General features: G+C 62.0%; 23 protein-coding genes and 1 pseudogene. 12 read left to right on the top strand and 12 right to left on the bottom strand.

Going from position 1 to position 23,357, the window contains the following annotated elements:
* From ACF8R3_RS11680 to ACF8R3_RS11670, 3 genes and pseudogenes are all read left to right on the top strand, one after another.
* Positions 1-251: pseudogene (locus ACF8R3_RS11680) on the top strand (hypothetical protein); the annotation flags it as partial.
* A 183-nt stretch (positions 252-434) separates the two neighbouring features.
* Positions 435-1,331: a formate/nitrite transporter family protein gene (locus tag ACF8R3_RS11675; RefSeq protein ID WP_196126844.1), complete on the top strand. Its 897-nt coding sequence runs from the start codon at positions 435-437 to the stop codon at positions 1,329-1,331.
* Between the two features lie 238 nt (positions 1,332-1,569).
* On the top strand, positions 1,570-2,667 hold the full coding sequence (locus ACF8R3_RS11670) for a diguanylate cyclase (protein ID WP_392515629.1): 1,098 nt from the start codon (positions 1,570-1,572) through the stop codon (positions 2,665-2,667).
* Here the strand turns inward: ACF8R3_RS11670 and ACF8R3_RS11665 are convergent.
* The 5 genes from ACF8R3_RS11665 to ACF8R3_RS11645 form a co-directional block, all read right to left on the bottom strand.
* On the bottom strand, positions 2,648-2,995 hold the full coding sequence (locus ACF8R3_RS11665) for a DUF2025 family protein (protein ID WP_196126846.1): 348 nt from the start codon (positions 2,993-2,995) through the stop codon (positions 2,648-2,650). The two genes, ACF8R3_RS11670 and ACF8R3_RS11665, sit on opposite strands and share 20 nt — an antisense overlap.
* 169 nt (positions 2,996-3,164) lie before the next feature.
* On the bottom strand, positions 3,165-3,281 hold the full coding sequence (gene ccoM, locus ACF8R3_RS11660; protein WP_023535213.1) for a cytochrome c oxidase subunit CcoM: 117 nt from the start codon (positions 3,279-3,281) through the stop codon (positions 3,165-3,167).
* A 135-nt stretch (positions 3,282-3,416) separates the two neighbouring features.
* Positions 3,417-3,575 (bottom strand): hypothetical protein, encoded by a 159-nt coding sequence (locus ACF8R3_RS11655; RefSeq protein WP_088523537.1) that lies wholly within the window; start codon positions 3,573-3,575, stop codon positions 3,417-3,419.
* Between the two features lie 65 nt (positions 3,576-3,640).
* Positions 3,641-3,976 (bottom strand): aspartate-semialdehyde dehydrogenase, encoded by a 336-nt coding sequence (locus ACF8R3_RS11650; RefSeq protein WP_392515628.1) that lies wholly within the window; start codon positions 3,974-3,976, stop codon positions 3,641-3,643.
* A 62-nt stretch (positions 3,977-4,038) separates the two neighbouring features.
* Positions 4,039-4,731 (bottom strand): M949_RS01915 family surface polysaccharide biosynthesis protein, encoded by a 693-nt coding sequence (locus tag ACF8R3_RS11645; RefSeq protein WP_392515627.1) that lies wholly within the window; start codon positions 4,729-4,731, stop codon positions 4,039-4,041.
* A 159-nt stretch (positions 4,732-4,890) separates the two neighbouring features.
* Between ACF8R3_RS11645 and rapA the strand changes: the two genes are divergently transcribed.
* Positions 4,891-7,737, top strand: a complete 2,847-nt coding sequence (rapA, locus tag ACF8R3_RS11640; protein WP_058606028.1) for an RNA polymerase-associated protein RapA — start codon at positions 4,891-4,893, stop codon at positions 7,735-7,737.
* A 112-nt stretch (positions 7,738-7,849) separates the two neighbouring features.
* Here rapA and ACF8R3_RS11635 read toward each other — a convergent pair whose 3' ends face one another.
* Positions 7,850-8,743, bottom strand: a complete 894-nt coding sequence (locus tag ACF8R3_RS11635) for an NAD(P)-dependent oxidoreductase (RefSeq protein ID WP_392515626.1) — start codon at positions 8,741-8,743, stop codon at positions 7,850-7,852.
* 195 nt (positions 8,744-8,938) lie between these two features.
* The gene (locus tag ACF8R3_RS11630) at positions 8,939-9,238 is read right to left on the bottom strand and encodes a DUF2288 domain-containing protein (protein ID WP_058606030.1); all 300 of its coding nucleotides are present in this window, start codon (positions 9,236-9,238) and stop codon (positions 8,939-8,941) included.
* 354 nt (positions 9,239-9,592) lie between these two features.
* On the opposite strand from ACF8R3_RS11630, the gene ACF8R3_RS11625 reads away from it, so the two are divergent.
* The 7 genes from ACF8R3_RS11625 (at position 9,593) to ACF8R3_RS11595 (ending at position 17,098) form a co-directional block, all read left to right on the top strand.
* Positions 9,593-10,708: a branched-chain amino acid ABC transporter substrate-binding protein gene (locus ACF8R3_RS11625; protein WP_058637971.1), complete on the top strand. Its 1,116-nt coding sequence runs from the start codon at positions 9,593-9,595 to the stop codon at positions 10,706-10,708.
* A 185-nt stretch (positions 10,709-10,893) separates the two neighbouring features.
* Complete coding sequence (gene livH / locus ACF8R3_RS11620) at positions 10,894-11,817, top strand: high-affinity branched-chain amino acid ABC transporter permease LivH (protein WP_023535272.1); 924 nt, start codon at positions 10,894-10,896, stop codon at positions 11,815-11,817.
* Positions 11,814-13,070 carry a high-affinity branched-chain amino acid ABC transporter permease LivM gene (locus tag ACF8R3_RS11615; protein WP_196126849.1) on the top strand — a complete coding sequence of 419 codons (1,257 nt, stop codon included), beginning with the start codon at positions 11,814-11,816 and terminating at the stop codon, positions 13,068-13,070. Before livH ends, ACF8R3_RS11615 begins: the two co-directional genes overlap by 4 nt.
* Complete coding sequence (livG, locus tag ACF8R3_RS11610; RefSeq protein ID WP_023535212.1) at positions 13,067-13,834, top strand: high-affinity branched-chain amino acid ABC transporter ATP-binding protein LivG; 768 nt, start codon at positions 13,067-13,069, stop codon at positions 13,832-13,834. The genes ACF8R3_RS11615 and livG overlap by 4 nt, the downstream gene beginning before the upstream one ends.
* Positions 13,835-14,536: an ABC transporter ATP-binding protein gene (locus ACF8R3_RS11605; RefSeq protein WP_023535231.1), complete on the top strand. Its 702-nt coding sequence runs from the start codon at positions 13,835-13,837 to the stop codon at positions 14,534-14,536.
* A gap of 176 nt (positions 14,537-14,712) precedes the next feature.
* Entirely contained in the window at positions 14,713-15,387 is a 675-nt protein-coding gene (locus ACF8R3_RS11600; RefSeq protein ID WP_392515625.1) for a COG3650 family protein, read from the top strand.
* A gap of 103 nt (positions 15,388-15,490) precedes the next feature.
* Complete coding sequence (locus ACF8R3_RS11595; RefSeq protein WP_078478109.1) at positions 15,491-17,098, top strand: NAD(P)/FAD-dependent oxidoreductase; 1,608 nt, start codon at positions 15,491-15,493, stop codon at positions 17,096-17,098.
* 73 nt (positions 17,099-17,171) lie between these two features.
* On the opposite strand, the gene ACF8R3_RS11590 is transcribed toward ACF8R3_RS11595, so the two are convergent.
* Entirely contained in the window at positions 17,172-17,636 is a 465-nt protein-coding gene (locus ACF8R3_RS11590) for a glycine zipper 2TM domain-containing protein (RefSeq protein WP_023535237.1), read from the bottom strand.
* Positions 17,637-17,782: 146 nt separating this feature from the next.
* Between ACF8R3_RS11590 and ACF8R3_RS11585 the strand changes: the two genes are divergently transcribed.
* Positions 17,783-18,016 carry a hypothetical protein gene (locus ACF8R3_RS11585; protein ID WP_058637969.1) on the top strand — a complete coding sequence of 78 codons (234 nt, stop codon included), beginning with the start codon at positions 17,783-17,785 and terminating at the stop codon, positions 18,014-18,016.
* A 38-nt stretch (positions 18,017-18,054) separates the two neighbouring features.
* Here the strand turns inward: ACF8R3_RS11585 and pdxH are convergent, their stop codons facing one another.
* The 4 genes from pdxH to ACF8R3_RS11565 all read right to left on the bottom strand — a co-directional run bounded on the left by pdxH (position 18,055) and on the right by ACF8R3_RS11565 (position 23,299).
* Complete coding sequence (pdxH, locus tag ACF8R3_RS11580; protein ID WP_058606037.1) at positions 18,055-18,702, bottom strand: pyridoxamine 5'-phosphate oxidase; 648 nt, start codon at positions 18,700-18,702, stop codon at positions 18,055-18,057.
* An 18-nt stretch (positions 18,703-18,720) separates the two neighbouring features.
* Positions 18,721-19,722 (bottom strand): OmpA family protein, encoded by a 1,002-nt coding sequence (locus tag ACF8R3_RS11575; RefSeq protein ID WP_392515624.1) that lies wholly within the window; start codon positions 19,720-19,722, stop codon positions 18,721-18,723.
* 99 nt (positions 19,723-19,821) lie between these two features.
* Positions 19,822-20,967 carry a serine hydrolase domain-containing protein gene (locus ACF8R3_RS11570; protein ID WP_058637968.1) on the bottom strand — a complete coding sequence of 382 codons (1,146 nt, stop codon included), beginning with the start codon at positions 20,965-20,967 and terminating at the stop codon, positions 19,822-19,824.
* Between the two features lie 85 nt (positions 20,968-21,052).
* Positions 21,053-23,299: a beta-galactosidase gene (locus ACF8R3_RS11565; protein ID WP_392515623.1), complete on the bottom strand. Its 2,247-nt coding sequence runs from the start codon at positions 23,297-23,299 to the stop codon at positions 21,053-21,055.
* Positions 23,300-23,357: the final 58 nt, after the last annotated feature.

The raw sequence follows: 23,357 nt of genomic DNA, 5'->3' as shown, positions 1-23,357 counted from the left end.
GAAACCCTAAACTTGGCTCAGCAATCTCAAATGACTATGTGATTTCTCGCATGGCCACTTGTGATGCTGATAATCTTTCTGACTATCAGTCCGTACTCACAAGCACCCACACGAATTGCTTGATTCGATTTGTTAAAGAGCGTTTGGCTGAGAGCGTTTCGTCTCAACCGAGGCGCGCATTCTACGCTTTCCTCGTTGCCTGTCAAGCGTTTATTTTGAAGTTTTTTGAAGCGCCTTACTCGAAGACTTGAAACTTCAACCGCTGACCGACTTCCCCGCTGCGTTACTCGCTGCGAGGTGGCGAATAATACGCGCTTTGAATCTGGAGTCAACCCTTTGATTTAAAAACTTTTGCGCGTGTACCGCCCCACTCCGCGCAACTTAATGAGGCCGCGGTGAATCTGTAGATAAACCCACCACGGAGCGTAGCGGTAATGAGCGAGGCGCAAAGCGAGAAAACCCCGGGCCTGTCTGCAGACGAACAACAGGAGGTCAGCTCCAACCAACCGCCACGTGCGGCAGTGCTGCACGAGACCATCCGGTTGCAGGGCGATCAGGAACTGGAACGAACATTGGCTGCGCTCTGGTGGTCAGCCCTTGCCGCAGGTTTGTCCATGGGGCTGTCACTGATGGCCATGGGTCTTCTGTACTCGCGTCTGCCGGACGGCGAGAGCGCGCAAGTCATCGCCAGTATCGGCTACAGCGCCGGCTTCCTAGCCGTCATCATCGCACGGCAGCAGTTGTTCACCGAGAACACTCTGACCGCCGTCCTGCCGGTGATGACGACGCCAACGCTAGGCAACTTCGGTCGCCTGTTGCGTCTCTGGGGCGTGGTCCTGGCCGGCAACCTGGCCGGTACCTTGCTGGTGGCCTGGGTAATGCTCGAACTGCCCATCTTCGATACCAAGACGGACATCGCGTTCCTGGAAGTGGGGCGCAAGGTGATGGAAAACGACGTCAGCCAGATGTTTGCCAAAGGCATCGTGTCCGGCTGGATGATCGCCACCATGGTCTGGATGATCCCCTCCATGGAGCACGCCAAGATCTGGATCATCCTGGTCATCACCTACCTCATGGCATTGGGCGACTTCACTCATATCGTGGTGGGGTCGGTAGAAGTCTCGTATCTGGTCTGGGCAGGTGAAGAGACCTGGAGTAACTTCCTGCTGCACTTTGCCTTGCCTACGCTGGCCGGCAACATCATCGGCGGCAGTTTCATCTTTGGTCTGATCAGCCATGCCCAGGTGCGCAGCGACAGCGGCAAGTCGCCGTCACAGTTACTCAAAGATGAAAATCGCTCGCAAACGCCTCAAGACGGTCAGCAAAAGTGAAACGTAGCCTCACGGCGTACGGGTAACATCCCCTCTTCTTCTATAAGGAAGCTGGGCCAAGGCGTGCCAATAACGCCGCCCAGCTTTGCCATCTTCTTTCAGATCCCAGTCAGGCATACTCGCCTCCACTGCTCGCATCACCCGTGATTTGGCTTGCAAGGCCATGTCTCGTGCGTCGCCCATGGCCCAGAATACTCACGCACGTTAAGCAATAAGCGCCCGATTAGAGATGACATCCATGGAGACACGCACCGGCAAGGGCCTTTCGTTTGCCAAACGGATTTATCTGCCACGGGTACTGGGCAAGGGTGTGGGGCTTTTCGCGGTAATGGCCGCAGTAGAACCCTTGTCTCCCCCCGTCTGGGTTTGGGCATTCATGCTGTTCAACGGCTTGCTGTGGCCACATTTGGCCTATCTGTGGGCGGCCCGGTCCAAAGCCCCCTACCAGGCCGAGCAACGCAACTTTTTTCTTGATTCGCTAATGGGTGGGTTCTGGGCCGGTGCCATGCAGTTCAATCCGCTGCCGACGGTTACCGTTCTATCGATGATCACCATGAACAACGTCGCAGCCGGCGGCAAGGCCTTGGCTATTCGCGCAGGCATGGCGCAAGTGGCAGGCATGCTTACGGCTTGCGTCTTGCTGGGGGCGGGATTTCAACCCGACGCCACCGCCTTTCAGGTCTATGCTTGCCTGCCGATGCTGACGTTGTACCCGGCGGCGCTAGGGTGGGTGTGCTATCGACTGGCAATCAAGCTGGCCGAGCACAAACGCCGACTCAACACCCTCAGCCTGACCGATAGCCTGACCGGGCTGCTCAACCACGGCGCCTGGAAAGACCTTCTAGCGAGGCGTTTTCACGGGTGCAGGAAACAGCGCGGTGAAGCGGTAGTTGCTCTGATCGACATCGATCACTTCAAGACCATCAACGACACCTTCGGCCATGTAGTGGGCGATCAGGTGCTGCGCCAGGTGAGCATCGAGTTGCTCGGCGCCCTGCGCGAGGGCGACAAGGCCGGCCGCTACGGGGGTGACGAGTTTTGCGTGATACTGCCTAGCACCACTGAAGCCCAGGCCTGCCAGGCCATGGAGCGCCTGCGCGAGCGCGTGGCGGCCTACCGCGACCCGCAGACGCCGCACCTGCGCATCAGCTTGAGCATTGGCCTGTGCCCGTTCGACCCCTCGCTGGAGACGCCGGACGGCTGGTTACGCCAGGCGGACACCGCTTTGTATGTAGCCAAGCGCAACGGTCGGGATCGCGTCATGGCCACTCATCGAGCCGATACCAGCGTGACGCCTTCTGCCGAGCCCCCCGCCTTCATATCCCTGGCGCGATGACGCCTGCCGGGTGCAAGCGCCGCTCGGCCACAATCTCCGGCAGGTCCTGCCGACGTAGGTAAGCCCTCAGCGGCTCACTCACATTCAGCCGCTCATCCATGCGTTGCTCCAGCAACAGGCCCAGCCGCTCGCGACACAAGGCCATGCGATGCCCCTGCTCAGGTCGCCATACGAACTCGTTGCACGGCATGATGCTGTCGTCGGCGATATCCATGCCGAAGGCATCCTCGGAGAAACGCATGATATAGAGGCCACGTTTACCGTGAAAGCCGACGAAGCCCTTGAGCTGCTCGGCTGCATTGCAGATATCCTGGGATGTAATGGTCATGCCCCACCTCACGATGAATGGAACGCGCTGCGCAGTCATCAAACGCAAATGCTTGCCGCTGCCAGCCACGCCCGCGCGTAACGGCCCACGTCGCCGGAACAAATGCCAGGCAAAAAAATGGGCGACCGAAGTCGCCCTAAATGCCTTGCGTGCTCGTGAATCGAGAAGGTCAAGGGCGCTTGCGCTTGCTCGAGTCCTTCCAGATGAAAATGCCTAGACCGGCGAAGAAAGCCACCATCAACCCCACCGTTACCACCCCTGCGATAACCACGTTGTCGAAGAACATGCCGACCTCTCCATTTGTTTGCCGTTGTCCGATGGGAGAACAGTAACCAATGCCAGACGGGAGGAAATTGACCAGGGTCAATGACGCCCGGGGACGGGCGCGCGGGGCGGGTGCAGGGTTGACCTGCGTCAAGCATCAGCGCTTCTTGGGCTTGCGCTTGGACTTCTTCTTGGCAGCATTCAAGGGCAGTGCCTGCTCGAAGGCATCGCGCATCTCGTTCAGGCGCTTTTCCTTGATGTCATGCACGCGGCGTGCACGTTCGGCATCGAAATCAATGAGATTGTCTTGGCTCATACTGGGCTCTACACGCTACGGATACTGCATGATGGGGCCAGAACCAGACGCTTGCCAGCCCCGTTTCATACTTCGATGTCCACCAGCAGCCCCTGGCGCACGGGCTCGCCCATCAAGGGCACCACTGGCACGGTATTGTCGGCGTTGACCTCATGGCCCGGCAACGCGTCGAATCGCTCATCGTGATCTTTGCCTTTACCCTCGCGTTGCTGCTGTCGGCGCTGCTCCTCGCGCAGCAGCAACTGCTGGTCCTGCGGGTCACGCTGGCGCTTGAGGTCGATTGCACTTTCACCGGACGCAGGCTGCGCCGGCACTACCGGCTTTATATCCGGGGTCGGTTTGACCGGGTCCTGCTGCGAGGTGACCGGGGCAGCGCTGAGCGGAATGATCGGTGGCAGCATGGCGGTTCTCCTGTACCCCTGTATCGGCAGCCCTGCTGCTGCCTTGAAGTCATGGACAACATTTAGCCCGATTCGTCCGCCGCCTCATCCTCTTCCTGCAAGGCGGTTTCGCTCCAGGGACGCTGGTAGACCTGCTGCCACACTGCATCCATATGGGCCCGAACCCAGGCCGGGGCGGCCTTGAGCGAGGCACTGTCCTGGCGCTCGCCGCCGATCGGGTCTTCGCCTGCCGGGGTGATCAGCGACTGGCCTGTGATGCTGTAGACCCTTTGCCCGTCCCGCATCTCGATGGCGATGTCATGGGGCTCGACACCTCCTCCGCAGAACGCATGGCTGGCCACCGTCACCTCGGCCGCACCGTTCTGGTCGAGGTCGGCCACGCCGCTGACATCGGTGTAGAAATCCACATCCAGGTCCAAACCCGGACACGTGGTTTGCTGATCGATCTGCCAGCGCGCCTGGAAGGCTTCCTGCGCTTTGCTTCGGCCGTACAAGGTGGCCTTGAGCACGACCTTATCCACTTCCTGCTCACTTTCAGGGTCGCTGGCCTGGCCATCGACACGGCTCAAGACCAACAGCCCTTCGCCGTCCCTGTCCCGGTAGTGCACACTCTTGAGCGGTGCCTGTACGCCCAGCACCTCCAGTTGCTCCATGGGGATAGGCGGCAACATTTCGAAGGTCTTCGGCTTGCATCCTGCCAGGAGCAGACCGCCGACCGTGAGGCTCAAGACAACGCAAAGAGGCTTGGCAGGCATGGGATGCAGAACCCTCGTCGGCACGGCAGGAAGCGACGAAACGGCTAGACTGATGCACCGGCCGAGACCGTTCGGCACCCTCAGGTGCACTCGGCACTTTGGTCTGCCCGGCCGATCCGTTAACATAATCGGCTTTTTCATCGCGGGAGTGCAGGCAGTATGGCGCAGCAGTATCAACCGGGGCAACGCTGGATCAGCGACAGCGAGGCAGAGCTCGGCCTGGGTACCATCCTGGCGCAGGATGGCCGCCTCCTGACCGTCCTCTACCCGGCCACTGGCGATACCCGCCAATATTCCCTGCGCAATGCGCCGCTGACACGCGTGCGCTTCTCGCCAGGTGACCAGATCACTCATTTCGAAGGCTGGAAACTGACCGTGCGGGAAGTCGAGGACATCGACGGCCTAATGGTCTATCACGGGCTCGACGGGCAGAATCAGCCCCGGACGATGCCGGAGACCCAGCTGTCGAACTTCATCCAGTTCCGCCTGGCCAGCGACCGCCTGTTCGCCGGCCAGATCGACCCGCTGTCCTGGTTCAGCCTGCGCTATAACACCCTGCAGCATACCAGCAAGCAGATGCAGTCCACGCTGTGGGGCCTGGGCGGCTGCCGTGCCCAGCCCATCGCCCACCAGTTGCACATCGCCCGCGAAGTGGCCGACCGCAGCGCACCTCGCGTACTGCTCGCCGACGAAGTGGGCCTGGGCAAGACCATCGAGGCAGGCCTGGTGATTCATCGCCAACTGCTGACCGGCCGCGCCAGCCGGGTGCTGATCCTGGTGCCCGAGAACCTCCAGCATCAATGGCTGGTGGAGATGCGCCGGCGCTTCAACCTGCAGGTCGCCCTGTTCGATGCCGAACGGTTCATTGAAAGTGATGCCAGCAACCCCTTCGAGGACGCCCAGCTCGCGCTGGTCGCGCTGGAGTGGCTGGTCGACGACGAGAAAGCCCAGGATGCGCTGTTCGCGGCGGGCTGGGACCTGATGGTGGTCGATGAGGCGCACCACCTGGTCTGGCACGAGGAACACGCCAGCGCCGAATATGCGCTGGTCGAACAGCTGGCTCAGGTCATTCCCGGCGTGCTGCTGCTCACTGCAACCCCTGAACAATTGGGCCAGGACAGCCATTTCGCGCGTCTGCGCCTGCTCGACCCCAACCGTTTCCATGACCTGGCGGCCTTCCGCGCCGAAAGCGAGCATTACCGCCCGGTGGCCGAGGCGGTGCAAGAGCTGCTGGACGAGGGACGCTTGTCGCCGAAGGCCCACGCCACCATCCAGGGTTTCCTCGGGGCCGAGGGCGACGCACTGCTCGCGGCGGTCAACGACGGAGACAGCCAGGCCAGCGCCCGACTGATCCGCGAACTGCTCGATCGCCATGGCACCGGACGCGTGCTGTTCCGCAACACCCGCGCCGCCATCCAGGGGTTCCCTGAGCGGCAGTTGCACCCTCACCCACTGCCCAACCCAGAGCAGTACGCCAGCTTGCCCGAGGGCGAACACGCCGAGCTTTACCCTGAGGTGGCGTTCCAGTCCCAGGCGGACCAGGCGCAGGAAGAGCGCTGGTGGCGCTTCGACCCGCGGGTCGACTGGCTGATCGACACCTTGAAAATGCTCAAGCGCACCAAGGTGCTGGTCATTTGCGCCCATGCCGAGACCGCCATGGACCTGGAAGACGCCCTGCGCGTGCGTTCCGGGATTCCGGCTTCGGTCTTCCACGAGGGCATGAGCATCCTGGAGCGCGACCGCGCGGCGGCCTACTTCGCCGATGAAGAATTCGGCGCCCAGGTGCTGATCTGCTCGGAAATCGGCAGCGAGGGGCGCAACTTCCAGTTCGCTCATCACCTGGTGATGTTCGACTTGCCTGCCCACCCCGACCTGCTCGAACAACGTATCGGCCGTCTGGACCGTATCGGCCAGAAGCACACCATCGAGTTGCACGTACCGTACCTGCAAGGCACGCCGCAAGCGCACCTGTTCCAGTGGTACCACGAAGGGCTCAACGCCTTCCTCAACACCTGCCCCACCGGTAACGCCCTGCAGCATCAGTTCGGCCCCCGCCTGCTGGCACTGCTCGACAGCGATGACAGCAAGGCCTGGGACAGCCTGGTCAACGAAGCGCGAAGCGAACGTGAGCGGCTCGAAGCCGAGCTTCATACCGGCCGTGACCGCTTGCTCGAACTCAATTCCGGTGGTGCCGGCGAAGGTGAAGCGCTGGTGGAGGCCATCCTCGAGCAGGACGATCAGTTCGCCCTGCCGATCTACATGGAAACCCTGTTCGATGCGTTCGGTATCGACAGTGAAGACCATTCGGAAAACGCGCTGATCCTAAAGCCCAGCGAGAAGATGCTCGACGCCAGCTTCCCCTTGGGCGATGACGAAGGTGTGACCATCACCTATGACCGCGGCCAGGCGCTGTCGCGTGAAGACATGCAGTTCCTGACCTGGGAGCACCCGATGGTGCAAGGCGGCATGGACCTGGTGCTGTCCGGCTCGATGGGCAATACCGCTGTGGCGCTGATCAAGAACAAGGCGCTCAAGCCTGGGACTGTGCTGCTCGAGTTGCTGTTCGTCAGCGAGGTGGTCGCGCCGCGCAGCTTGCAACTGGGCCGGTACCTGCCGCCAGCCGCCCTGCGCTGCCTGCTTGATGCCAACGGCAATGACCTGGCGTCGCGGGTCGCATTCGAGACCCTGAACGATCAGCTCGAAAGCGTACCCCGTGCCAGTGCCAACAAGTTCGTCCAGGCTCAGCGCGACGTGCTTGCAAAGCGTATCGGCAGCGGCGAAGAAAAGATCGTCCCGCTACACGAGCAACGGGTGGCCGAAGCCCAACGACGCCTGGCCGCCGAGGCCGACGAAGAGCTCGCACGCCTGGTGGCACTGCAAGCGGTCAACCCAAGCGTGAGGGACAGTGAAATCGACGCGTTGCGCAAGCAGCGCGAAGAAGGCCTGGCCATGTTGGCCAAAGCAGCGCTGCGCCTTGAAGCGATCCGCGTGCTGGTCGCAGGCTGACCGTAGTGGGCCCGCCTGACCTGCAGCGGCCTTACCCGTCCTGGGATGAGGCCGCTGCAGGTCAGACCGTCCCAACCTCGCGCGGTTTCCCTACCGCGCGCTTGGTCAGCACCTAGTCCTGGCGTTTGACTCGGTACTGCTCGACCAATGTCGAAGGGTCCTGGTCCAGGTAACCCTGACTGCCGTGCAAGCGCATCAATTGGGCAGCCAGACCCGTCAGCGGCGTCGCCGCGCCCTGTTCGCGTGAAAACTTCACGGCACCATCCAGGTCCTTGAGCAGCGTTCGCACATGCCACTTGATGGGAGCGAAACGGCTTTCTGCCATCTGCGGGGCCAATATCTGCAAAGGCTTGGAATCGGCAAATCCGCCTGCCAGGGCCTGGGCGATCAACCCGGCGTCCACCCCGGAACGCTCGGCCAGCGCGATGACCTCGGCAATGACCAGGGCATTGCACGCCACGATCATCTGATTGCAGGCCTTGGTCACCTGACCAGCGCCAACGCCTCCCATGTGCGTCACCCGCTGACCAAGCACCTCCAGCACTGGGCGAGCACGCGCCAGGTCAGCCTCCTCCCCGCCCACCATGATGGCCAGGGTACCTGCCTGCGCGCCCGCCGTGCCGCCGGACACCGGGGCATCCAGCCAGGCCATCCCACACAAGGCGCCCAGTTGGGCTGCCATTTCCCGGGTAGCGCCAGGCTCCAGGCTGGAAAAATCCACCAGTAGCTGGCCCTGCCGCCCGCCTGCAGCAACGCCCCGATCGCCAAATACCACCTCGCGCACCACGGCGGTATCGGCCAGGCATAGCAATACCATGTCCACCTGCCGTGCAAGCTCGGCGGGGCTTGCGGCCAGTCGTGCGCCTGCGGCAACCAGCGCCTGGCATTTTTCCGGGCTGCGGTTCCATACCCACAGCCGATAGCCGGCCGCCAGCAGGCGCTTGCACATCGGCAGGCCCATCAGACCGACACCAGCGAAACCAAGTGAAGGTAATGCGTTGCTCATCAGGTACTCCTGGCTGAAAAAGGGGCTGGGGCAACGCCGCGCTGCGTGACTGTGGCGATGACCACCTTTACGCATGCCGTAAACTGTTACCGCCACGCCGAATTGTTACTTACCTCTACCTCAATTGAGCAATCACGAGCACCCAAAAGAGGCGCCTGCGCGTTTTCGCGCACCAAAAAAGCACAAGGCTGCTATTCACTGCCTGACTTGAATGACGATGAACGGCGACACGACCACCGCCCAGATCTCTGGATCGCGGGTTTGCAGTTCACTGGCCTGTTCTGCCGTCACCGGGCCGACAGTGCCATCAGTGCGCCACTTATCGAAGAGATCACTGCGGTTTTCGGCCATTGCCGTGGCCACGGTGATCAGATCCAGGGCGGGATCGACCCAAATCAGGTCACCTTTTGCCCAGAACCTTTCCAGGGCTTTCCACTCGATGGTGGCGGTCTCTCCGAGCAATTTGGCATAGAGGGTGCTTGTTCGATCAGTCATGGGAATATCCGCTGGAAATCTGGCTTTGAAAGGGCCGGCATTTTTGCAGAAAAACCTGGTTTCAAATATGCAATTGGCTGGCAGGCCGCGTCTTTGCGAAGTGCGACTACCAAGATAGGCCATCTGATGGCGCCTTTTTGTACTTTAGTGTCAAGCAAGCGACAACCGTGAAACCAGGCGCTTTTTGCCCGCTTTTCAAGCGCGCAGACAGCGCTCTACACTGTACCGGTACAGTTCCGGGACATGTTCCGGGGAAGGTGGGCTTGCGCGTTGGCATGACCACGCCGCAACCCGCCTGGTCTGTAGCCCTGGCCGCCAGGACTATAAGAATTACAACAGAATGAGTGGAGCACTATGATCAAGATTTCCAAGCTGTTCGCCGCAATGGTTCTGGCCGGGGTAGCCAGCCATTCGTTTGCCGCCGATACCATCAAGATCGGGATTGCCGGGCCCAAGACCGGCCCTGTGACCCAGTATGGCGACATGCAGTTCATCGGTGCCAAGCAAGCCATCAAGGACATCAACGCCGCAGGCGGTGTAGATGGCAAGATGCTCGAAGCCAAGGAATACGACGACGCCTGCGACCCTAAACAGGCCGTGGCCGTCGCCAACAAAGTGGTCAACGACGGCGTCAAGTTCGTCATCGGCCACCTGTGCTCCAGCTCTACCCAGCCAGCGTCCGACATCTACGAAGACGAAGGCGTGATCATGATCACCCCGGCGGCAACGTCCCCGGAAATCACCTCCCGCGGCTACAAGCTGATCTTCCGCACCATCGGCCTGGACAGCGCCCAAGGCCCTGCCGCCGGCAACTACATCGCCGACCACGTCAAGCCCAAGGTGGTCGCGGTACTGCACGACAAACAGCAGTACGGTGAAGGCATCGCCACGGCCGTCAAACAGACCCTGGAGCAAAAAGGCACCAAGGTTGCCGTGTTCGAAGGCCTCAACGCCGGCGACAAGGACTTCTCGTCCATCATCCAGAAGCTCAAGCAGAACAACGTCGATTTCGTGTATTACGGCGGCTACCACCCAGAGCTGGGCCTGATCCTGCGTCAAGCGCAGGAAAAAGGCCTGAAAGCCAAGTTCATGGGCCCGGAAGGCGTGGGTAACGACTCCATTTCGCAAATCGCCCAGAATGCCTCCGAAGGCCTGCTGGTCACCCTGCCCAAGTCGTTCGATGCCGACCCTGAGAACAAGAAGATCGTCGACGCGATCAAGGCTGACGGCAAGGACCCGAGCGGCCCGTTCGTCTTCCCTGCCTACTCGGCCGTCGAGCTGATCGCCCAAGGCATCAAAGCCGCGAAATCCGAGGACACCGACAAGGTGGCCGAGGCTATCCACAGTGGCTCGTTCAAGACCCCTACCGGCACCCTGGCCTATGACGACAAGGGTGACCTCAAAGACTTCAAGTTCGTGGTTTACGAATGGCACTTCGGCAAACCGAAGACTGAAGTCTCCCCTCAGTAACAAGCGTGACTAATAGCTGACCGAGAAGCCCACTGTGCGAGCAGTGGGCTTTGTTTTACGAGGTTCATGGGCCCGCCCCCGCGATCCGGGGACGGGCTCACCTGAAAATCTTAAAACCGTCACCCGCGGTTTCCTGGCCGTACCCCGGCCAGCGAAATGCAAATCAGGTTTTTAGGAGCGCTGTAATGCCTGAGATCTACCATTTCTTCCAACAACTGGTTAATGGATTGACCATCGGCAGCACCTATGCCTTGATCGCCATCGGCTACACGATGGTGTACGGCATCATCGGCATGATCAACTTCGCCCACGGCGAGGTTTACATGATCGGCTCGTATGTGGCGTTCATCGCCTTGGCGGGTCTGGCCATGATGGGTATTCATTCGCTGCCGATCCTGATGACCGTTGCCTTCGTCGCGACCATTTTCGTGACCAGTGCCTATGGCTACAGCATCGAACGGGTTGCCTACCGCCCGCTGCGCAACAGTAACCGGCTGATTCCGCTGATTTCTGCCATCGGTATGTCGATTTTCCTGCAGAACACCGTGCTGTTGTCCCAAGACTCCAAGGACAAGTCCATTCCCAACCTGATTCCGGGCAGCTTCTCGTTCGGACCAGGCGGCGCAGAAGAAGTCCTGGTGTCCTACATGCAAGTACTGGTGTTCGTGGTAACACTGGTGGCCATGACCCTGCTGACCCTGTTCATCTCCCGTTCGCGATTGGGCCGCGCGTGTCGCGCCTGCGCCGAGGACATCAAGATGGCCAACTTGCTGGGCATCAACACCAACAACATCATCGCCCTCACCTTCGTCATCGGTGCTGCCCTGGCGGCCGTCGCGGCCGTGCTGCTGAGCATGCAATACGGGGTCATCAACCCTAACGCCGGCTTCCTGGTTGGCCTGAAGGCCTTTACCGCCGCGGTGCTAGGCGGTATCGGCAGCATTCCGGGCGCCATGCTCGGTGGGCTGGTGCTGGGTGTGGCCGAAGCGTTCGGCGCCGACATCTTCGGCGACCAGTACAAGGACGTCGTGGCATTCGGCTTGTTGGTTCTCGTCCTGTTGTTCCGGCCGACCGGCATCCTGGGCCGCCCGGAGGTTGAAAAAGTATGAACAAGAATCTCAAACCGGCGTTTTTCAGCGCCTTGCTGGTATGGGCCGTGGCCTTCCCGGTGCTCGGCCTGAAGCTGAGCATCGACGGCATCAGCCTGGTGGTGCATAGCCAGGGCTCGTTCACTATCGGCATCATCGCCGTGTGCTCGGTGCTGATGTTCCTGCGGGTGCTGTTCGACCGGCAGTGGAGCTCGGTGATGAGCCGTCGCTCGGACCGCAAGCTGATCCCACCTGCGCTAAGCAACTACCTGACCCTTCCCAAAACCCAGCGCTGGGTGATTCTTGGGCTGGTCGTGGTGGCCCTGATCTGGCCCTTCTTCGGATCGCGCGGCGCGGTCGACATCGCCACCCTGATCCTGATCTACGTGTTGCTCGGCCTTGGCCTGAACATCGTGGTCGGCCTGGCCGGGTTGCTGGACCTGGGGTATGTGGGCTTCTACGCCGTGGGTGCCTACAGCTACGCCATGCTGTCGCACTATCTGGGGTGGAGTTTCTGGGTCTGCCTGCCGATTGCCGGACTGATGGCCGCCACCTTTGGCTTCCTGCTCGGTTTTCCGGTGTTGCGCCTGCGGGGTGACTACCTGGCGATCGTGACGCTGGGCTTCGGCGAGATCATTCGCCTGTTCCTGCGTAACCTCACCGACTGGACCGGTGGCCCCAACGGCATCAGCAACATTCCCAAGCCCGAATTCTTCGGCCTTACCTTCGAGCGACGCGCCGCCGAGGGCATGCAGACCTTCCACGAGTATTTCGGCCTGCCCTACAACTCGATCAACAAGGTCATCTTCCTGTACCTGGTTGCACTGTTGCTGGCACTGCTTGCGCTGTTCGTGATCAACCGCTTGTTGCGCATGCCCATCGGCCGTGCCTGGGAAGCGTTGCGCGAAGACGAGATCGCCTGCCGTGCCCTGGGCCTGAACCCCACCGTGATCAAACTCTCGGCCTTCACCCTGGGTGCCTGCTTCGCAGGCTTTGCCGGCAGCTTCTTTGCCGCTCGCCAAGGGCTGGTGACGCCGGAATCGTTCACGTTCATCGAGTCGGCCATCATCCTGGCCATTGTGGTGCTCGGCGGCATGGGCTCGCAGCTCGGCGTGATCCTCGCTGCCATCGTCATGATCCTGCTGCCGGAGCTGATGCGCGAATTCAGTGAATACCGGATGCTGATGTTCGGTGCGCTGATGGTGCTGATGATGATCTGGCGTCCGCAAGGTCTGCTGCCAATGCAACGTCCCCACATGGAGCTGCGTCGATGAGCCGCGAAATTCTGCAAGTCAGCGGCCTTAGCATGCGCTTCGGCGGCTTGTTGGCGGTCAATGGCGTAGGCCTGACCGTCAAGGAAAAACAAGTGGTGGCGCTGATCGGTCCGAACGGCGCCGGCAAGACCACGGTGTTCAACTGCCTGACCGGTTTCTACCGGCCCAGCGGCGGCACCATCCTGCTCGATGGCGAGCCCATCCAAGGCCTGGCCGGGCACCAGATCGCGCGCAAAGGGGTGGTACGCACCTTCCAGAACGTGCGCCTGTTCAAGGAAATGACGGCGCTGGAAAACCTGCTGATCGCCCAGCACCGGCACTTGAACACCAACTTCTTCGCCGGGCTATTCAAGACCCCGGGGTTCCGCCGCAGTGAAAAGGAAGCCATGGAGCGGGCGCAGTACTGGCTGGACAAGGTCAATTTGACCGAATTCGCCAATCGCACCGCCGGCACCCTCGCCTACGGCCAGCAACGGCGCCTGGAAATCGCCCGCTGCATGATGACCCGCCCGCGGATCATCATGCTCGACGAGCCGGCTGCCGGGTTGAACCCGAAAGAGACCGAGGACCTCAAGGCATTGATTGCCTATTTGCGTGAATCACACAACGTGACCGTGCTGCTGATCGAGCATGACATGAAGCTGGTGATGAGCATTTCCGATCACATTGTGGTCATCAACCAGGGCACGCCCCTGGCCCACGGCACGCCCCAGGAAATCCGCGACAACCCTGAAGTGATCAAAGCCTACCTGGGGGAAGCGTAAATGCTGAAGTTCGAGAACGTTTCCACTTTCTACGGCAAGATACAGGCGCTGCACAGCGTCAACGTGGAGATCAACCAGGGCGAAATCGTCACCCTGATCGGCGCCAACGGCGCCGGCAAATCCACTTTGCTCATGACCCTGTGCGGTTCACCCCAAGCCCACAGCGGCAGCATCAAGTACCTGGGCGAGGAACTGGTCGGCCAGCCCTCCTCGCACATCATGCGCAAGAGCATTGCCGTGGTGCCCGAAGGCCGCCGGGTGTTCGCCCGGCTGACCGTCGAGGAGAACCTGGCCATGGGCGGGTTCTTCACCGACAAGGGCGACTATCAGGCGCAGTTGGACAAAGTGCTGCAGCTGTTTCCGCGCCTGAAGGAGCGGTATGCCCAGCGCGGCGGCACCATGTCCGGGGGCGAGCAGCAGATGCTGGCCATCGGGCGTGCCCTGATGAGCAAACCCAAGTTGCTGCTGCTCGACGAACCCTCCCTGGGCCTGGCACCGATCATCATCCAGCAGATCTTCGACATCATCGAACAACTGCGCCGTGATGGCGTGACAGTGTTCCTGGTAGAACAGAACGCCAACCAGGCACTGAAGATCGCCGACCGGGCCTATGTGTTGGAGAATGGGCATGTGGTGATGCAGGGTACGGGCGAAGGGCTGCTGACCGATCCAAAAGTGCGTGACGCCTATCTAGGCGGTTGATGCCAGCGGGGCCTGCCAGGGCCCCGTTATCTTGACACTGCACGCTTGCACCCCCGGTTCACGATCAAACAGCACGGACTGCGCGCAGGTGGCAGCCGTCTATTTATCTTCGCCGGTCTTGTATTGCCCCTGCCTGCCTCAGTAACGTGACGGCCTCTCGAACACCGGAGCCCGTCATGCGCCTGACCCCTTCCCTGCTACTGACCGCCTTGTTGCCCCTGTTCGCGGGCTGCCAGCTCCTGGCCGAAAAACCCGCCGACCCTGATATCGGCAGCACCCGCATGCAAGGCCAGGTTCACGCTGCCGGTGGGCAGTTGCTATTCAAGCCCTGCAACGAACCCCGCAGCTTCGTCATCAACGATGCCGCCGCCACGGGTATCCTGCAGGAAGCAGCGAACCTTGCAACCGGTGCCAACGACACCCTGTTCGCCGACGTGCGTGGCCGGCTTACAGGCAGCAAGCAGGCCAATACCGATGGGCAACTGGACCTGCGCCGCCTGTACCGCCTAGAACACGCCAGCAATGGGTGCATCGACCCCAACTTCAAGCAGCTTACCCTGCGAGCCGGTGGCCACAAGCCTGACTGGGACGTCAAGGCCAATAGCCGGGGCATGGTGCTCAACCGTGCCGACCAACCCCCGCTTGCCCTGCCCTTTCTGGAGGAGCAGGTACCCGGTGGCGGCTTGACCCTGACCAGCGAAGCCAATGGGCAGCGCGTCGAACTCTGGCTGGCGCCACAGCGCTGCATGGACCCGGCCACGGGCGCGTTCAACCATCTGCGCGCCGAGCTGCGCATTGATGGCACGACCCTGCAAGGCTGCGGTTATTTTGGTGGCGCGCGCGATGACTGATGACCGGGCGGCTTAATCCTGCCAGTCGGGGCGGCTAAAGCTTTATACTTGGCGGTTTGTGTTAAGCCGCCGGCCGCCCACGGCCGGGATACTGGACCCTGCCATGCTACGAATCACCGAACTCAAGCTGCCCCTGGACCATCCCGATGAAGCACTGCGCGAGGCCATCGTCCAGCGCCTGGGCATCCGCGACGAGCAGCTGATCAGCTTCAACCTGTTCAAGCGCAGCTACGATGCGCGCAAGAAGAACACCGAACTGCTGTTCATCTACACCATCGACCTGCATGCCAGCAACGAAGAAGAGTTGCTGCGCAGGTTCGCCGACGACCATAACGTCGGGCCCGCGCCGGACGTGACCTACAAGTATGTCGCCCATGCTCCTGAGGGCCTGGGCGCAAGACCCATCGTGGTGGGCCTGGGCCCGTGCGGGATTTTCGCCGGTTTGCTGCTGGCGCAGATGGGCTTCAAGCCGATCATCCTCGAACGCGGCAAGGAAGTGCGCCAGCGCACCAAGGACACCTGGGGCCTGTGGCGCAAGAGCGTGCTCAACCCCGAGTCCAACGTGCAGTTCGGCGAAGGCGGCGCCGGGACATTCTCCGACGGCAAGCTGTACAGCCAGATCAAGGACCCGCAGCATCACGGCCGCAAGGTGTTGGAGGAGTTCGTCAAGGCCGGCGCGCCTGACGAGATCTTGTACATCAACAAGCCGCACATCGGCACCTTCCGCCTCACCGGCATGGTCGAGCAGATGCGCCAGGAAATGATCGCCCTGGGGGCCGAGGTTCGTTTCGAACAAAAGGTCACCGACCTGCTGATCGAAGAAGGTCAGGTTCAGGGCGTGGTGCTTGAAAGTGGGGAGCAGCTGCTTTCACGGCATGTAGTTCTGGCATTGGGCCATAGCGCCCGGGACACCTTCCGCATGTTGCATGCGCAGGGTGTGTACATGGAAGCCAAACCGTTTTCCGTCGGTTTCCGCATCGAGCACCCGCAATCGCTCATCGACAAGGCGCGCCTGGGCAAGTATGCAGGTCACCCCAAGCTGGGTGCGGCGGACTACAAGCTGGTGTATCACGCCAAGAACGGGCGGTCGGTCTACAGCTTCTGCATGTGCCCAGGCGGCACGGTAGTGGCCGCCACCAGTGAACCCGGTCGCGTCGTCACCAATGGCATGAGCCAGTACTCACGCAACGAACGCAATGCCAACTCCGGCATCGTCGTCGGCATCGACCCGGAACGGGACTACCCCGGCGGCCCGCTGGCCGGCATCGAGTTGCAAGAGCGCCTGGAAGCGCACGCCTACGTCATGGGCGGGAGCAACTACCAGGCACCGGCGCAGCTGGTGGGCGATTTCGTGGCTGGCAAGCCTTCGACCGCACTGGGCAGTGTCGAGCCGTCCTATAAGCCTGGCGTGACCCTGGGCGACCTGGCGCCAAGCCTGCCGGCCTTCGCCATTGAGGCAATACGCGAGGCCTTGCCCGCCTTTGATCGGCAAATCAAGGGCTATAACCTGCATGACGCGGTGTTGACCGGGATCGAGACCCGCACCTCTTCGCCGCTTCGCATCACGCGGGGCGAAGATTTCCAGAGCCTGAACGTAAAGGGGCTGTTCCCTGCCGGCGAAGGGGCCGGTTATGCAGGTGGCATTCTGTCTGCAGGGGTTGATGGCATTCGGGTTGCTGAAGCGGTGGCCAAGGCCATGCTGGCCCAGTAACAAGCCCTGAAATGCCGGTACAAAAAAACCCGACCAGGCCAGAAGCCTGATCGGGTTTTTTTTAGGGCGTTGATCAGTGCGAGACGCGGCTGGTGCCATCGACCGTCATGATGCGCACACGGTCGCCCACTCGGAAAATCTCGTTTTCCTGCACGGACTGCACATAGGCGCGCATGCTGCCGTCGTCTTCGCGCACCGTGATCTCCACACCCTGGGTACGGGTGATACCCTCTTCGGCGGCCGAACCGGCCAGGCCACCGGCAACGGCACCAATCACGGCAGCGACGATGCTGCCACGCCCGCCACCGACGGCGCTGCCCGCCAGGCCACCCACTACGGCACCAGCGCCTCCGCCAATCGGCGTCTTGGTACCTTCGATCTTCACAGGGCGCAGCGATTCGATGGTGCCCATGCGCACGGTTTGCACACGGCGGGCCTCATCGCGCGAATAGCTGTCGCCGCTCAAGTTTGACGCACAGCCACCGAGTAGCAGCGCGGTGGCTGTGAAGGTCGCAACCAGCAAAGCGGATTTACGCATGGGTAGAATCTCCATAAGTCAGGTACTCATTAGACGCTGCACATTGACGGCTGTCACGGTACTCACTGCATAAAATTGCTTTCATTCAGCCAGCGTACAGCCAACGCGGTCAGGCAGGGCGCTTACCCATCAGACCAAGGATAACCATGGATTACTTCATCGTCGTGGTCGCCACCCTCGCCGGGTTGGGTTTCCACGCCTGGCTGTACGTGCGCATGCGGCGATGGATGGACCGTGACCTGGCGCTGTCACTGGCAGGTGGCGACCCGCACAAGCAGGCGTACATGCTGCAGCGGTTGCAACATGCGCGTCAGTCGAAGATGGGGCGCAAGGCACTGGCTCAGTGGCTTGCGCAGGAGGCGGCGGCGTATTCGCGCTGAAGAACAGAGCCGATGGGGCTATCTCGTAGCCCCGTGTATCAAGGCGCGAGACGCTCGCGATGCCAGCCTTGGGCCGCCTTGCGGTAGTTCAGGCGGTCATGCAGGCGACTGGCGCGCCCTTGCCAGAACTCGATGCGCTCTGGCAGCAGGCGATAGCCACCCCAATGCTCGGGGCAATGAGGCTGGGTGTCGGAGAAACGCGCCTCGGTCGCCTTGACCAAGGTTTCGAGCGCCTCGCGCCCAGCGATCACCTGGCTCTGGGGCGATGCCCAGGCGCCCAGGCGGCTGCCCAACGGCCTGACCTGGTAGTAATCGTCCGATTCCTTGGCCGAGACCTTCTCGACACGGCCCTCGATACGCACTTGCCGTTCGAGCGCCGGCCAGAAAAAGGTCATGGCGGCGAACGGGTTGGCCTGCAGCTGCCTACCCTTGGCGCTGTCGTAGTTGGTGAAGAACGTGAAGCCCTGCTCGTCCAGCCCCTTGAGCAACAGCACACGGCAGTGCGGTCGCCCATCGGCGTCCACCGTGGCCAGGGTCATGGCGTTAGCTTCCACCGGCGCCTGCTCTGTTTGCACGGCATCGCCGAACCATTGGTGAAACAAGGCGAACGGCTCGGCCGGGGCCTGAGCCTCGGTCAGGCCGTCGCGGGTGTAATCGCGGCGCATATCGGCCAGGGATTGGGTCATTGCTGCGTTCCTTGACGATCAGTTGGTCTTCGCAGGGCTGTTGGCAGCTACCTTCTTGTCAGTGGCAGCTTTCTTGGCGGCAGGTTTGGCGGCCGCCGCTTTTTTGGTCGCCGTCTTGGTCGGGGACTTGGCTTTGGCGGCAGGCTTCTTGGCAGCGGTTTTGCCGGCTGGCTTGGCTGCAGCTTTGCTTGGCTGGGCCTTGGCGGCTGTAGCCTTGGTCACAGGTGCCTTGGCATCCTGCACGGCTACCATGGCAGCCGGCGACGGCGTTGGCGTGGCCTGTTGATACTTGCTCAGCAGCGCGACCATGGTGTTCTGTGGGGTCAGCAGCATTTCCACGCGGCGGTTCAGCGCACGGCCTTCGGCACTGTCGTTGGCGGCGCGAGGCATCACCGAGCCCATGCCCTTGAGGATCAGGCGATCACGTTGCAACCCGCTCAGGCGGAAGATGGCCGATACCGAGGCAGCCCGCTCAAGGCTCAGCTTCTGGTTGGCAGCCACCACGCCACTGGTGTCGGCGTGGCCCAGCACCAGCACGGCCGTCTTGGGGTCGCCTTCGACCGTCTTGGCCACGCGGGTGATGGGGCCCAGGGTGACGGGCAACAACATGTTCGGACGGTCAGGGTTGTACGCGCCGTCTACTGGCAAGGTGACTGCCAGCACGTTGTCGCGCCGCTCGAGCTCCAGCTTGCTGTCCTTGATGGCCTCGCGCAGCTTGGGTTCGTACTCATCCAACCAGGCCTGGGTGGCCTGTTGGTCGATCTTCGGCACCACCGGCCCTTGGGCCTGCTTCTGCTCACCGCCAAACGGCCACCACCAGCGGCTGCTGCTTTCGGATTTGGCGTCGGCCTGGGCGACCTTTTCCGTGACTGCTGCCTTCACTTCCTGTTCGGCGACCTTGTCCGAGCCGAATGGCCACCAGCTTGAACTGGCGCTCTTGGCAGAACCCTCGGAATGGCTGGCGCAGCCGGTGACAGCGGTCAGGCACAGGGCGAGTGCTAAGGTTTTATGTGAAGACATCAGCGATACACCATGAATTGGAAAGAAATTTTGCCCACACTCTTGAGGCGTCGGCATTGAGGATAGTCAAAGAGGCTGGGCAATACCCGCACTAACCGATCAAAGGCATTGCCCAAGTACGCGCACCAGTTTCTGGGCGCGAGGGTCCATCAGCACGTAGGGGCCCAAGGTATTGACGACAAAGCCAAAAGCCACATCTCGCTCCGGATCGGCAAACCCGACCGAGCCCCCGGCACCGGGGTGACCGAAGGCGCGAGCGCCCAAGCCGAAGGTGGCATTGGCCACATCAGGCTGGTCGAGCATGCAGCCCAGCCCGAAGCGCGTCTGGGTCAGCAAGGTCCGGTCCTGGCCCAGGCTGTGTTGGCGAGTGAACGCCTCCAGCAGTTCCGACTCCAGCAGGCTGCCTTCGAGCAGGCCTGCATAGAACCCAGCCAGGCTGCGGGCATTGCCATGGCCATTGGCTGCGGGTTGCTGCATGCGCCGCCACTCAGGTTTGTTGGTACTGGTCAGAATGGCGGGTGGGTTGGTAAACGCCCTTGTAGACAGCGCCTCGGGCTCACGCAGCGTCACCTGCAGCAGGCGCTGGGCAGCAGCGTCACCAGGGTTGCCCTTGCCGCGTGCAATATGGGCCACCCGATGAAACTCCTCGTCGGCCAGCCCCACATGGAAGTCCAACCCCAGCGGCCGCGCCGTACGCGCCACGATGGAGTCGCCTGGGCCGCGCCCATCTGCGCGACGAATCAACTCACCGATCAGCCAACCAAAGGTGATAGCGGCGTAGCCGTGCTCGCTACCCGGTGTCCACCACGGTGTTTGCGCGGCCAGGGCATCGACCATTGCCTGCCAGTCGTAAAGGGCCTCGGCTGGCAGCAGCTCGCGAATCGCAGGCAGACCGGCACGGTGGCTGAGCAATTGTCGTAGCGTGATAGCCGCTTTGCCCGCCTGACCGAACTCAGGCCAATAACGCGCCACCGGGGCATCCAGTTCGAGTTTGCCCTCGCCCACCAGTTGCAAGGCGGTGACGGCGGCAAAGGGTTTGGTGCAGGAAAACAGGTTGGCGATGGTGTCGCTGTGCCAGGGCTGCTGGCCATCCTTGTCGGCGGTGCCCGCCCACAAGTCCACTACCGTTTCACCGCCCACCTGAATGCACAGCGCAGCCCCGCGTTCCTGGGGATCATCGAACAGCGCCGCGAAGGCTTCGCGCACTGCTTCGAATTTCAGCTCAAAATGACCCTGAATCTGCACCCTGTGTTCTCCATGCGGCATGTTGGCAAAAGGGCCTGCATTGTTTCAGTAGTTCGGCCTTTTGCCTACAGGCGCCCATCGCTCGTCACGGCGACGCTGGCGCTTGGCTGTGCGCGCGCAACTGGTCCATTGCTTCGAGATTGCTCTTGCGCACGGCCTGGACGAAGCCTGGGTAGGCGATGTCGGTGATGGCAACCAAACCCAGGTGCCCGTTCTCTGCGTCCAGCAATCGGCCGCTGGCAGGCTGGTCAAGGTACTGGAACCAATGGGCGCCGACGATCGTGGGCTGGGCGAGCGCCGCCTTGAGGAAGTTGCCATAGGCAGGCCCGCGGTCTTCCTCGCGTGCGACCTCCACCGGCCCCGGCCAGAACGGCCCGCGATCGCGCGAGCCGAATTGGAACTCGGACACCAGCACCGGCTTGTCCAGCTCCGCCAGGCGCGCGAAGTCATAGCCGTCCTGAGGCTTGAGGGTATAGAAATTGAAGCTGAGCACATCGCAGAACTCGGCGCAGGCCTTGACCGCTTCGGGCGTACTCACGGCAAACCGCCCACCCAGCAAGAGGTGATTCGGCGCATGCCACTTGAGCGAGTCGGAGAGGGTCTTGAAATAGGTCTGGGCGAACACCTGCTGGAAATACTGGTAGTCGCGTTCGATTTCCGGGTGTTCCGGGCTGGGCAGTGGGGCCTCGAAACCGGGGTCTTCCATCAACTCCCAAGCCGACAGCTCGATGCCCCAGGCCTTGGACAAGCCTTCCTGATTTCGGTACTTGTCACGCAGCTGCTTGAGGAATGCGCGCTTGGCCGGTACGTCGGTGGTCAGGCGCAAGGTACCGTAGGCCAGCCCATAGCGCGCTTTCGGGTCATCGCCCGGGGCCGCCCAGGCCAGCTCGTTGTCGGCAAAATAACCAATCAGCCAAGGGTCATCGCGATGGTCGCGGGCGGCGATGGCCACGGCCCGTTCGGTGGCCATCGCAAAGCGTGGGTCGAAGGGATCGGGCATGCGGCCCCACCAGTCCATGCCGGTGCTGATGCTCGCGTAATCGCCCACGATGGACAGCGGCAAGGTGTAAGGCACGCGCTGGTGCTCGCCCAAGGCCGCATCGCTCCAGTTGCCCAATGTGTTGAAGCCCCAGGCCTGCAGCCGGTCGAGTGTATGGCGCTGCCAGCGGGCGCTGTCCAACTTGGCAGGAGGGCAATTGGCCGGCTGCGCTGGCGCCTGCGGGTCGGCCCCCTGGCACGGTGCTCCGTAGGTGCGTTCGAGATTGGCGGCATAGAAATCGAACCACTGCCCCTTCTTGAAGGCGCGCCCCTGGGACGAGGCATTGCCGTCATCGTTATTGCCCTGGCTATAGAAGGCGGACAGGGGCTCGCCCTGTTGCGGCAGCGCCTTGAACATCCCCTCGCGCCCCGCCACATAAGTGCGCCCGCCATCTGCGGCCACGGCATTGACGCCCAGGGAATAGAACGGGTGCCCCAGCGGCGTCACCAGGTACCAACGACCCTCGCGTTTTTCGGTACGGAAGAACCCGGTAGCCTCGAAGGGCGTGCCTGCCGTCAAGCCGCCATAGGTGTCCAGCGGCTGCTTTTCACGCTCGGCCAACCACCCCTTGATCTGCTGCTGTTCACGCCCGGCGCTCGCCTTGAGCTGCTCATCACTGGTTACTTTCTCAGGCCAGGTGCTGCGCGTTGACTGGCCGTAGGCGTCGATGAGTTCGCGGTAGGCCGCCTGCCACGTCTGGTCGTCATCCTGGATGCCCACGCGCTCGATCAGCAGGCTCTGGGCTGCCTTGGGACCAGGGATGCTCAGGCTGACCGCCGCGACCTGTGCCAAGTCCACCGCGCCCGTGCTGCTGCCGAGTAGCACGCGCTGGCCGCCGAAGCTCCACGGCATGGGCGGGCCTGCACGCAGCCCTTGCTGCAGGGGCGAACGCGCTGTCAACGGCACCATCACTGTTTGCGCAGGCCCTGCCGGCAAGTCGATACGGCTGGTCAGCGTACGGCCGTCATTGCCCTGCACCGTCACATCCAAGGTCAGCGCCCAGGCCATCGCGTTTTGCAGGCGCAGGGTCAGGAAGCGGCCGCTAGACCAGTCCCAGGTGCCGCTTTGCGGGCTCATGCGCAAGGTCGGCCGCTCGGCGGCGTTGAACACCACGCGTCGCAACACCTCGCCCTGGGCGGTCTGCTCGGCGTTGTACTGGGGCATGCCGGCATCCACGGTTGCGACATTGACCACCGAGGCCGGGCGCACGAAGCTGAACAACGTCTGCTGCCCCGCCAGCAACGGCGGACTCAACAGCAGGGCGATGACAGCGGGCAAGGTACGGCGAACCATAGGGCGGGGTCTCTCCTTCAGGGCCCTCATGGCCCACGACTGAGGTTGGACAACGTGC

The sequence above is a fragment of the Pseudomonas sp. FYR_7 genome, assembly GCF_043106155.1.
GTDB classification, from domain to species: domain Bacteria; phylum Pseudomonadota; class Gammaproteobacteria; order Pseudomonadales; family Pseudomonadaceae; genus Aquipseudomonas; species Aquipseudomonas parafulva_B.
The sequence above is the reverse complement of the archived record's forward strand: the minus strand, read 5'-3'. Positions and strand labels throughout refer to the sequence as shown.

Bases quoted from the DNA above. Each gene is read 5' to 3' on its own strand.
- ACF8R3_RS11655 (WP_088523537.1), bottom strand. From the start codon at position 3,575: ATGAGCCAAGACAATCTCATTGATTTCGATGCCGAACGTGCACGCCGC.
- ACF8R3_RS11625 (WP_058637971.1), top strand. From the start codon at position 9,593: ATGATCAAGATTTCCAAGCTGTTCGCCGCAATGGTTCTGGCCGGGGTA.
- pdxH (WP_058606037.1), bottom strand. From the start codon at position 18,702: ATGACCCAATCCCTGGCCGATATGCGCCGCGATTACACCCGCGACGGC.
- ACF8R3_RS11615 (WP_196126849.1), top strand. From the start codon at position 11,814: ATGAACAAGAATCTCAAACCGGCGTTTTTCAGCGCCTTGCTGGTATGG.
- ccoM (WP_023535213.1), bottom strand. From the start codon at position 3,281: ATGTTCTTCGACAACGTGGTTATCGCAGGGGTGGTAACGGTGGGGTTG.
- rapA (WP_058606028.1), top strand. From the start codon at position 4,891: ATGGCGCAGCAGTATCAACCGGGGCAACGCTGGATCAGCGACAGCGAG.
- ACF8R3_RS11650 (WP_392515628.1), bottom strand. From the start codon at position 3,976: ATGCTGCCACCGATCATTCCGCTCAGCGCTGCCCCGGTCACCTCGCAG.
- ACF8R3_RS11675 (WP_196126844.1), top strand. From the start codon at position 435: ATGAGCGAGGCGCAAAGCGAGAAAACCCCGGGCCTGTCTGCAGACGAA.
- ACF8R3_RS11665 (WP_196126846.1), bottom strand. From the start codon at position 2,995: ATGACCATTACATCCCAGGATATCTGCAATGCAGCCGAGCAGCTCAAG.
- livH (WP_023535272.1), top strand. From the start codon at position 10,894: ATGCCTGAGATCTACCATTTCTTCCAACAACTGGTTAATGGATTGACC.
- ACF8R3_RS11600 (WP_392515625.1), top strand. From the start codon at position 14,713: ATGCGCCTGACCCCTTCCCTGCTACTGACCGCCTTGTTGCCCCTGTTC.
- ACF8R3_RS11565 (WP_392515623.1), bottom strand. From the start codon at position 23,299: ATGGTTCGCCGTACCTTGCCCGCTGTCATCGCCCTGCTGTTGAGTCCG.
- ACF8R3_RS11630 (WP_058606030.1), bottom strand. From the start codon at position 9,238: ATGACTGATCGAACAAGCACCCTCTATGCCAAATTGCTCGGAGAGACC.
- ACF8R3_RS11670 (WP_392515629.1), top strand. From the start codon at position 1,570: ATGGAGACACGCACCGGCAAGGGCCTTTCGTTTGCCAAACGGATTTAT.
- ACF8R3_RS11645 (WP_392515627.1), bottom strand. From the start codon at position 4,731: ATGCCTGCCAAGCCTCTTTGCGTTGTCTTGAGCCTCACGGTCGGCGGT.
- ACF8R3_RS11635 (WP_392515626.1), bottom strand. From the start codon at position 8,743: ATGAGCAACGCATTACCTTCACTTGGTTTCGCTGGTGTCGGTCTGATG.
- ACF8R3_RS11590 (WP_023535237.1), bottom strand. From the start codon at position 17,636: ATGCGTAAATCCGCTTTGCTGGTTGCGACCTTCACAGCCACCGCGCTG.
- ACF8R3_RS11605 (WP_023535231.1), top strand. From the start codon at position 13,835: ATGCTGAAGTTCGAGAACGTTTCCACTTTCTACGGCAAGATACAGGCG.
- ACF8R3_RS11585 (WP_058637969.1), top strand. From the start codon at position 17,783: ATGGATTACTTCATCGTCGTGGTCGCCACCCTCGCCGGGTTGGGTTTC.
- ACF8R3_RS11595 (WP_078478109.1), top strand. From the start codon at position 15,491: ATGCTACGAATCACCGAACTCAAGCTGCCCCTGGACCATCCCGATGAA.
- livG (WP_023535212.1), top strand. From the start codon at position 13,067: ATGAGCCGCGAAATTCTGCAAGTCAGCGGCCTTAGCATGCGCTTCGGC.
- ACF8R3_RS11575 (WP_392515624.1), bottom strand. From the start codon at position 19,722: ATGTCTTCACATAAAACCTTAGCACTCGCCCTGTGCCTGACCGCTGTC.